At 35.2% G+C, this 7,480-nt stretch carries 7 protein-coding genes; all 7 read right to left on the reverse strand.

What is annotated here, in order from left to right; all coding sequences use genetic code 11:
• Positions 1-20: 20 nt before the first annotated feature.
• The gene (locus Bccel_RS06920; protein WP_036943721.1) at positions 21-803 is read right to left on the reverse strand and encodes a CheR family methyltransferase; all 783 of its coding nucleotides are present in this window, start codon (positions 801-803) and stop codon (positions 21-23) included.
• Between the two features lie 36 nt (positions 804-839).
• A complete protein-coding gene (gene ndk, locus Bccel_RS06925; RefSeq protein ID WP_036943719.1) occupies positions 840-1,247 on the reverse strand; it encodes a nucleoside-diphosphate kinase in 408 nt (135 codons plus the stop codon).
• A 299-nt stretch (positions 1,248-1,546) separates the two neighbouring features.
• The gene (locus tag Bccel_RS06930; protein WP_036943717.1) at positions 1,547-3,592 is read right to left on the reverse strand and encodes a bifunctional 4-hydroxy-3-methylbut-2-enyl diphosphate reductase/30S ribosomal protein S1; all 2,046 of its coding nucleotides are present in this window, start codon (positions 3,590-3,592) and stop codon (positions 1,547-1,549) included.
• A 134-nt stretch (positions 3,593-3,726) separates the two neighbouring features.
• Positions 3,727-4,401, reverse strand: coding sequence for a (d)CMP kinase (cmk, locus tag Bccel_RS06935; protein ID WP_036943715.1), 675 nt, complete (start codon positions 4,399-4,401; stop codon positions 3,727-3,729).
• A gap of 22 nt (positions 4,402-4,423) precedes the next feature.
• Positions 4,424-4,786, reverse strand: coding sequence for a chorismate mutase (gene aroH, locus Bccel_RS06940; RefSeq protein WP_036943713.1), 363 nt, complete (start codon positions 4,784-4,786; stop codon positions 4,424-4,426).
• A 54-nt stretch (positions 4,787-4,840) separates the two neighbouring features.
• A complete protein-coding gene (locus tag Bccel_RS06945; protein ID WP_036943711.1) occupies positions 4,841-5,275 on the reverse strand; it encodes a HutP family protein in 435 nt (144 codons plus the stop codon).
• 167 nt (positions 5,276-5,442) lie between these two features.
• The gene (locus Bccel_RS32015; RefSeq protein ID WP_050753225.1) at positions 5,443-7,347 is read right to left on the reverse strand and encodes an S-layer homology domain-containing protein; all 1,905 of its coding nucleotides are present in this window, start codon (positions 7,345-7,347) and stop codon (positions 5,443-5,445) included.
• Between the last annotated feature and the right edge of the window lie 133 nt (positions 7,348-7,480).

The raw sequence follows: 7,480 nt of genomic DNA on the forward strand, positions 1-7,480 counted from the left end.
TTATACCTTATTAAATAGTTTTACTTGTTAGGATTGTCCTTTACATAAAAGAATGTTTTTAAAGACTTTAGATTGAATTTATTTGACATGATTATCTGTTCCGTACTTCCTACAAAGAGTACGCCATGCGGTTTTAAGGATGCATTGAACTTGTGATAAATATCACATTTAGCTTCTTCAGTAAAATAAATAAGAACATTTCTGCATACTATCAAATCCAGATCTCCCGGATAGGTATCCTTCAACAAATTGTGATGCTTAAATTCTACACATTTTTTTACACTGTCTTTTATTTGATAGGTCTCTCCATTATCAATAAAATGTTCTCTTAAATAGTTTTTGGGCAGCCCTGCAAGGCTTTTAGCCGAATAAATACCGGCTTGAGCTTTATTAAGAATTTCCTTGTCAATATCCGTGGCTATTACTCTTATTTCATTTAATGGCATAAAGTTATTGAGTATCATAACAAGAGTATATGGTTCATCTCCTGTTGAACATGCTGCACTCCAAACTCTGAGCCTCCTGTTGGTGTTTAAAATCATCGGCAGTATATCATTCTTCAGTACATCCCATTGCTCAGGATTTCTATAAAATTCCGATACATTTATAGTCAGATAGTTAATGAATTCATTATACATGTCATTTTTAACTTTTATAGCTTCTAAATAGCTTTCATAAGGCTCCATTCCATACTTCCTTATTAGTGCCTCAATTCGTCTCTTCATCTGTTTTTCTTTATAGCAGGACAAGTCAATACCAGACAGTTTATATACCTCACCTTTAAACCACTCATAATCTTTCATATCTATCTTCCCTTTCTCCTTGGATATAATACTACGTTAGGTTTCCTGCCCAAAAAACCTTATAATTTCTTTTTCAGCACTTTCCACAGAGTCAGATGCATGGATAAGGTTCATAAACCTGTGATAGCCAAAATCCCCCCGTACAGTCCCCGGACTGGATTCGATACTGCTGGTCTTGCCAATCATGTTTCTTACCATATTTATGGCATTCTCTCCCTCAAGCATCATTATTACAACTTCTCCCATAGTTATATAATCTATCATATCATTAAAAAACGGCATTCCACTAATATGGGAGTAATGCTCCTCGGCCTTTTCCCTGCTAATTTTGGTCATTTTCATGTTTATAATTTCTAAATTTCTTTTCTCAAATCTTGTAATTATTTCTCCTATAAGCTTTCTTTCTACCGCATCTGGTTTTAAAATAACTAGCGTACGCTCCATTTTCTACCATACCTCTCTTATATTTTAACAACTTCTAATTGTTTATGATTATACAAATTTTAATATGTATACTTTATCATATTTATAACTTTTTTGGGGGTATAAACCTTCATATCAAAAAATAAAGCTTCATATTCATTTATCGGTCAAAACTAGCAAAGTATTAAGATACAAATCACCAAGTGATTTTGCAACCTTAATTGTTATCGTGAAAAATTGTGGTACACAATGCACCGAAATTTCCTGGGCATAAAAAAATATCCATATAGCTTTAAGCCACATGGATATTTTTTATTTTATTATTCTACATCTATTTTTCCAATTATATCACCTATAGTACTTCCCATATCTTCCTTATGCTCAGTAGGCACTTCTTCCTCAGCATTTACAACTTCTGAAGAATCAGCTGCCTCTTTTACTTCTTCTTTCTTGTTTGGAGCAGGAATAGGATTAACTTCCTTTATACTCAGGCTGATCTTCTTGTTCTCTGCACTGAACTCAGTAATTTTAGCTTCAATTTCCTGACCAACTGAAAGTACATCAGATGGCTTGCCTATTCTATCGTTTGATATTTGAGAAATGTGCACCAATCCATCTACACCTTCATCAAGCTCAACAAAAGCACCAAATGGAACAAGACGCACAACCTTACCTTTTACGATATCATCTACATTATATTTGTTAGCTGCTTTAACCCATGGGTTATCTTCATGCTTCTTATATCCTAATGAAACTTTTTTCTTATCTTTATCAAACTCTTTTATAACTACTTCTATCTTGTCACCCACCTTCAAAACTTGAGAAGGATGCTTTATTTTATTCCATGAAAGCTCGGAAACATGTACCAAGCCGTCAACTCCTCCTATATCAACAAATGCACCAAAATCCATAAGGCTTTTTACTGTACCTGTATATTTTTTACCAATTTCTACACTGCCCCAGAACTCAGTTCCCGCTTTTTCTTTTTCTTCCTCAAGAATAACTCTTGCTGAACCAACGAATTTCCTTTTCTGCTTATTGTAATCGATAATACGAATGTTCATGACCTGTTTTAAGAATCCATGGAGTTCTTTAACATATTTATCGCTTACTTGAGACGCTGGTATGAAAATCTTTATACCGCTTACAGATGCTATTACACCGCCGTTTACTATTTCAATAACCTTAACTCTAACTGGTGTTTTATTTTCAAAGGCTGCAACAAGAGAATCCCAGCCTTTCATAGATTCTACCTTCTTTTTGGATAACTCTACAACACCTTCTTTATCATTAACCCTAACTATAAAAACCTCTACTTCATCTCCAACTTTTATTGACTGGGCAGGGTTAAAATCTACGTCGTCTGTAAACTCCTCAATTTTAATAATTCCATCAGACTTATACCCTAAGTCAACAAATACTTCGGAATTGTTAAAACCAATGATTTTTCCTTTAACAATATCTCCAGTATTGAGAGTTACTAAAGAGCTTTCAAAAGCTTCTTTAAAACTCATTTCGTTTGCTTTATTTAATTCTTCCATTTTGCTAATAACCTCCTTGATTACCCAGTCAGGAGTTGAAGCACCTGCGGTAATACCAATTTTTTTAATATTTTTTATATCCATCGGTGGAAGATCACCGGATGTTTCAATTTGGTAAGTTTTACTGCAATATTTTTTGCATATTTCATAAAGCTTCTGTGTATTGGAACTGTTCTTTCCGCCTATTACCACCATGGCATCGACATTTTTCGCAACACATTCCGCTTCATTTTGACGATTACTGGTCGCACTACATATTGTATCAAATTTTAATATATTTTCAAATTTTTTATTTAAAAAATTATTAATTGTTTCCCATTTTTCTTTTGTAATTGTAGTCTGAGCTACAACGCAAATATTTTTATTATCTGCATTCATACTTTTTACATCATCTTCACTATAAACTATAGAAGCAGTATCATCACACCAGCCATTTATTCCCTTAACTTCCTGGTGCTCCTTATCTCCAATAATTACTATCTGATAACCTTCTTTATATTTTTCATTAACAAGATTGTGTATTTTTTTTACATATGGGCATGTTGCATCCGAGTATTTAAGGCCACTTCCATTAATTTTTTCATAAACTTCAGGAGTAACACCATGGGTCCTTATAACCACCTGACCGTCATTTTCTACTTCAGATATATCATTTACAACTTGAACACCCTTTGACTTCAGCTTCTCAACAACCTGATCATTGTGTATAATAGGACCTACTGTATATAACTTTTCATTTGTATTTTCCAGCAAATCAAATAATAAATTTACAGCTTTACTAACCCCAAAACAAAATCCTGCATTTTTTGCTATAATAATCTCCAAACTAACATCCCCCGGCTTGTACGATAATTATATATACAAAATCACTTCGTGATTTTGTATCCTTGATAGTAGTCATAAGGAATTTTGGTGCATTATTGATCATTGTTTCATAGACATAATTAAATATAAATTGATTACATCTCTTTTCTGATAATATTAATTATCCTTTGTGCAACCTCATCAATTGACAGACTTGTAGTATCAATCTCAATTGCATCTGCCGCTTTTGACAACGGTGCAAACTCTCTTGAACTATCATTCTTATCACGATATTCAATATCATTTTTTACATTATCAAGGCTAATATCTTTATAGCCCTTGGCTATCTGCTCATTATATCGTCTTAAAGCACGCTCTTCAACAGATGCCGTTAAAAAAAACTTATATTGGGCATCGGGCAAAACATATGTACCAATATCCCTGCCATCCATAATAACACTGGTTTTTGATGCAATTTGTCTTTGCAATTCCACCATTTTTATACGGACTTCAGGCACAACAGCTACATTAGAAGCACCTATTGATATTTCGGGAGTTCTGATCTTAGACGTAACATCTTCCCCATTTAAACAAATAAATTGTTCACCATCAATATAATTAACAGCTATGTCAATACTATCAACCATTTTTGATAAAGAATCCCTGTCAGTCGTATTAATTTGGTCCCGTATAGCTTTTAATGCAACAGTCCTGTACATAGCTCCTGTATCTAAATAAACTATACCCATTTCTTTTGATATCATTTTTGCGATTGTACTTTTGCCCGCACCGGCTGGTCCATCTATTGCAATACTTATTTTTTTTTGCATCAATAACCCCCAGATATTAATATTACTCTGCCAAATCAGGTCTTAAAATATTTGCACCTTTAAGGTACACATGTTTTAAGTCCTTTTTACCAAGCTCTGTATTTATATGTATCAAGACACGGATGCATTTTGTCAGACTTCCCGGCACATCCATTTCATTTGTACAAAACAACGCCACGTCTGTCCATCCCATTTTCCTTGCTGCAACAGCAGGAAAAGCAGCATTCAAATCTTTAGTTACGCTAAAAACTATGCTTATAACATCGTCTTCATTTATATTATTTTTTGCTATTATCTCTTTTAAAAGGTTCCCTGTCTCTTCTATTATTTCATTTGAGTCATTGTTATCAACTGTTGTTGCTCCTCTTATTGCTCTTACCAACATACATATTCTCCCGTCCTACAGTATTATAAGTAATAGGAGGCCAGGCAAAACAGCCTAAACCACCCTATGTCCTACGCTTATAGCTACTTCATTCAAGTGTAAAAGACCAATGCCCAGGAATATTGCAACACTAACATGATCATTATATCTTGCAATACCTATCTTACCGCCAACATTAAGCCCCATGGCTTTCGAGGTAATCTGAGACAAAGCTTCCCTTGCTGCACCTGCAACTGCTCCTTCTTCAGCGTGAGAATCGGTAATTACACCTTCTCTTTTTGAGGATACCACTGCTCGTTCAATGATCTTCATTATGGAGTTTATGAATTCTCCTCCATAATCAACTGCAGCTGTATGAATACCATTTTTTAAATATTCAGACTGCAGTGATTTTTCCTCATACCTGTCACTTGTCATAGACATCTTTATTGCTGCTGCTGCGATCTCCTTGCTACCGTAACTCTTTGAATACTCAGCATCTTTTGTCATTTTATCCTCTTTAACCTATATAAAAATGAATTAACTTTTAATATAGAATATTTCAAAAATTATTTATTATACAAACTTTTTGACTATTATATTATATAGTATGAGCGGTATTAAAACAACACCTATTATTTATTTTCGTCGTTCCATAAATCATTTTGGATGGGTTGTTATTTATCAAAGCTCATACACTTTTCGATTATAACAAACGCTTCAGCCCTTGATAAAACTTTATTGGGCTTAAATTCATTATCACTGTAGCCTTGTATTATCTTCATCTCATAAGCCTTGCTTATATAATCTGAAGCCCATGAAGGTATTTTATCAGCATCCTTAAACTGCATACCTTTTTTATTGGACATTTCATAACCGAAGGCCCTCATGATCATCACCGTCATCTCAGCACGGGTCACCAAACTTGACGGGCTGAAGTTATTACCTTTATAGCCTTTTACCATTCCCTTTTCTGCTGCTGTAATTACATAACCCATAGCCCAAGATGGAATTTTATTGTTGTCGGCAAAATTTGAGGATTTCTTTTCACTTGGACTATAACCTGCAGCATTAACCAGCATTTTTACTATTTCAGCCCTTGTTATTGAGTTATTCGGCTTTATTGTTCCGTCATTATAACCACTGATGAATCCTCTTTTAATCAGTTTTGAAATATATTTTTCAGCCCAATGCCCAATTATATCCTCGAAACCTGAAGATGGTATCTTAGGCGTAGGTTCAATAGATACTACAGGTGTTGATGTCGCAGTTGGTGTTGGACTTAATGTATGCATCAGTGTTGCTTTTGTTGGTGTTGCTGTTGGTGTAGCTGTTGGTACTGCTGTCGGTGTTGCTGTTATATTAGGTAACGGTATTATTACACCACCTCCTCCACCTGATGGTGCAGTAGCTGATGGCGTTGGTGTTGCTGTCGCTTTTGTTGGTGTTGCTTTTGTTGGTGTTGCTTTTGTTGGTGTTGCCGTTGGTGTTGCTGTTACTGTTGGTGTTGCTTTTGTTGGTGTTGCTTTTGTTGGTGTTGGTGTTACTGTTGGTGTTGCTTTTGTTGGTGTTGCTTTTGTTGGTGTTGCTTTTGTTGGTGTTGATGTTACTGTCGGTGTAGGCGTTGCTTTTGTTGGTGTTGGTGTTGCTGTTGGCGTTGCTGAATATGTAGGTGTTGGTGTATTGGTTGCTGCCACCACTTTTACTTTTTGTATAGCTGTACTTGTATTACCATTTACGTCACTGGCAAACCATGTAACTATTGTTATACCGACAATATAAGCTGAAGTAGCATCATTTGTAATAGTCACATCAAAAATATCTGTTGCAGTTGCATTTCCTATATCAACCAGCGTTTTTTCACCGGTTGCTATTGTTTCAACATCTGCTGGTACTATAAGCACCGGTTTTGTTGTATCCACAACAGTTATCTTTTGTACTGCAGTACTTACATTACCGTTTACATCCTTTGCCGTCCAGATAACATCAGTTGTACCTAACGGATAACTTTCAGGAGCATTATTGGTTATTGTTACACTAAATAAATCCGAAGCAGTTGCCTTGCCTATTTCAACAGGAGTTTTAATTCCTGTTGCCTCTACAGTTTTATTTGCAGGCACCGTAAGTACAGGCTTTGTTGTATCTACAATAAATGTCCAATTAGAAGTACTGATATTACCTATTTCATCATAAGCACTTGCTGTAATGCTGTGTGCTCCATCGGTTACCGGATTTATTAACGCTTTCCATTTACCAGTTCCCATATCCACCAGTTTGTCAGATGTTATCTCTGTTCCATCTATAAATACTTTAATGGAATCCGCATTTATATCGGACTGACTGTCTGATACTGTAAATGTAATCTCATTCGGCTGTATGCTGACATGTTCCCCATCCTTTGGAGAAACAGGTGCAATAACAGGGCCTTTATTATCCACTCCGGAAATAACTGAAGTATAGCTTGAAGTACTGCTGGTTCCTAATGCGTTTCTTGAAATTATCTCTATATTATGGTTTCCGCTTGCAAGTTCAAACTTGAAGCTAAATTTCTTATCACTATCTACAAGCACTTTATCAGACAATTCTCCGTCAACATATACTTCTGTAAAACAACCTTCTTCGGAAGTTCCCTCTATATAAGCATAATACCTTCCATCATATACTCTTTTTTCAACACTCGATACCTTCGGTTCAGCTGGTACTGAAGTCTCTATT

The sequence above is a fragment of the Pseudobacteroides cellulosolvens ATCC 35603 = DSM 2933 genome (assembly GCF_001262605.1).
Lineage (GTDB): Bacteria > Bacillota > Clostridia > Acetivibrionales > DSM-2933 > Pseudobacteroides > Pseudobacteroides cellulosolvens.